1 protein-coding gene is annotated in these 1,778 nt (G+C 64.1%); it reads right to left on the reverse strand.

Annotation, left to right across the window (positions count from 1 at the left end):
• Positions 1-22: 22 nt before the first annotated feature.
• Positions 23-1,696 carry an integrase catalytic domain-containing protein gene (locus tag IVB27_RS28310; RefSeq protein WP_247446253.1) on the reverse strand — a complete coding sequence of 558 codons (1,674 nt, stop codon included), beginning with the start codon at positions 1,694-1,696 and terminating at the stop codon, positions 23-25.
• Positions 1,697-1,778: the final 82 nt, after the last annotated feature.

Consider the following 1,778-nt stretch of genomic DNA (forward strand, 5'->3'; position numbering starts at 1 on the left):
CGTATTGCCGCATCAGCAAATGTTACCCTGATGGCACGGATGCGAGGTCGACTGATCGGCCGCGCCAGGTAGCTTTCCCGGCTTGCTCGACGAAAGGGGCTGTGGGCGGGTCGGGCCCTACATAGCCCGAGCCGTCCACAACCCCGGGCGATGGAGCGGCGGTCGAGGCATCCGCAAGCGGCCGCTCCGCGACCAACTGCTCGGCCGTCTTTTGTCTAAGCGCCCTTAGCAGGCGCTGCACGATCGAATGCTGTCTCGCCCCGAACTCCTCGGGGTGAGTCTCGCTCAGCCGACCGACGATTGTGAGCGCCGTCAGTTGCGGCTGCTCCGCGAGCCAGCCCTCGATAGCAGCAATATGCGGGTCGAGCTTGGACGGCATGCGAACCCTGGTTTTATAGGGCCGACGAGTCCGCCGGTGCGTGGCACGCGGCTCGCCGGCGGTCACCCTCTTGCCGAGCGTCTTCGCGAACGTCGCCGCGGTCACCGGCGCGTTGCTCGTGTGAGCGGATTGCAGGCCACGCGCCTGTCCGGCACGACGATCGACGCGATTGCCGAGTTCGTTCTGGGTTGCGCGAATCTCGGCCAACAGCGCGACCGGATCGAGCGAGCGATACTGATCGCGCAGCCGTTTCTTCACGGCGGCGGTCACCTTGGGATGCGCTAATGCACGCTCGTAGGGCGTCGATGGGGGATGATAGCGCTTGATCACTTTAGCCCCTTCGCGGCGCTTCTCCTTCAGCTTGAACGAGGGCTGGAAGAAGTTGACGTAGAGCCGCGCCGCCGCATAGAGGCGGCCCATCACGCGCGCCGTCTCGACGCCATCGAAGCGGCCATAGCCCATGAGGCGGCGGACGACGGCACCATTCTTCTGCTCGACGAATGCTTGATCGTTCTTCTTGTACGCGCGCGAGCGCGTCACTTCGAGCTTCTGTTCGCGACACCATGGCACGACGACATCGTTCATGAAGGCGCTGTCGTTGTCGAAGTCAACGCCGCGCAACAACCAGGGGAACAGGCTCTGTGCGCGGTTGATCGCTTCGACGACCAGCGAACCCTCCCGCGTCAGCAACGGCAGGCACTCCGTCCAGCCAGTGGCGATATCGACCATCGTCAGGGTCTGGATGAACGAGCCGGCCACCGACGTGCCGCCATGCGCGACCATGTCGACCTCGCAGAAGCCAGGCACCGGGCTGTTCCAGTCATTGAACGTGCGGATCGGGACCTCGCGCCGGATTGCCGAATAGAATCCGGCACGGCGCCGCCTGCCGCCGCTCGCCGCAATCTTCACATCGACGAGCAGGCGATCAATGGTGGCGGCGCTGATGGCCAGAACACGATCACGGTCCGCCTGGCCAAGCCGCAATCGGCCATGTTGCTCGAGCGCCGGCAGCAAGGTCGGAACCATCACCTTGAGCCGCTTGCCGCACACCCGATCCGACGCCTCCCACAGCGCCGTCATCGCGTCCTTGATCGTCGTACCATATCTACGTTTACGCTCTTGCGGTTTCTCGACCTTGCTGGGCCCAACCGTCGTGCGCCGCCGGAGTGCGCGCATCGCATGCTTACGATGCCAGCCCGTCGTCGCGCACAGCGCGTCGAGGATCCGTCCCTTTTCCGCCCGCTTGGCCGACCGGTATTGCTCCGTCACTGCTGACACCACTTCGCGCCGCGTGCCCATGCTGATCTTTCCCGCCATAGTGGCCACCGAACCAATTCGGTGGCACCGACCCAATCATCGGCGAGAAGTTTTCCAGTAACATTTTGAATGAGGCAATGCG

Source organism: Bradyrhizobium sp. 197, from assembly GCF_023073375.1.
Classification (GTDB): Bacteria; Pseudomonadota; Alphaproteobacteria; order Rhizobiales; family Xanthobacteraceae; genus Bradyrhizobium.

Coding starts and splice junctions, on each gene's coding strand:
- IVB27_RS28310 (WP_247446253.1), bottom strand. CDS start 1,696: ATGGCGGGAAAGATCAGCATGGGCACGCGGCGCGAAGTGGTGTCAGCA.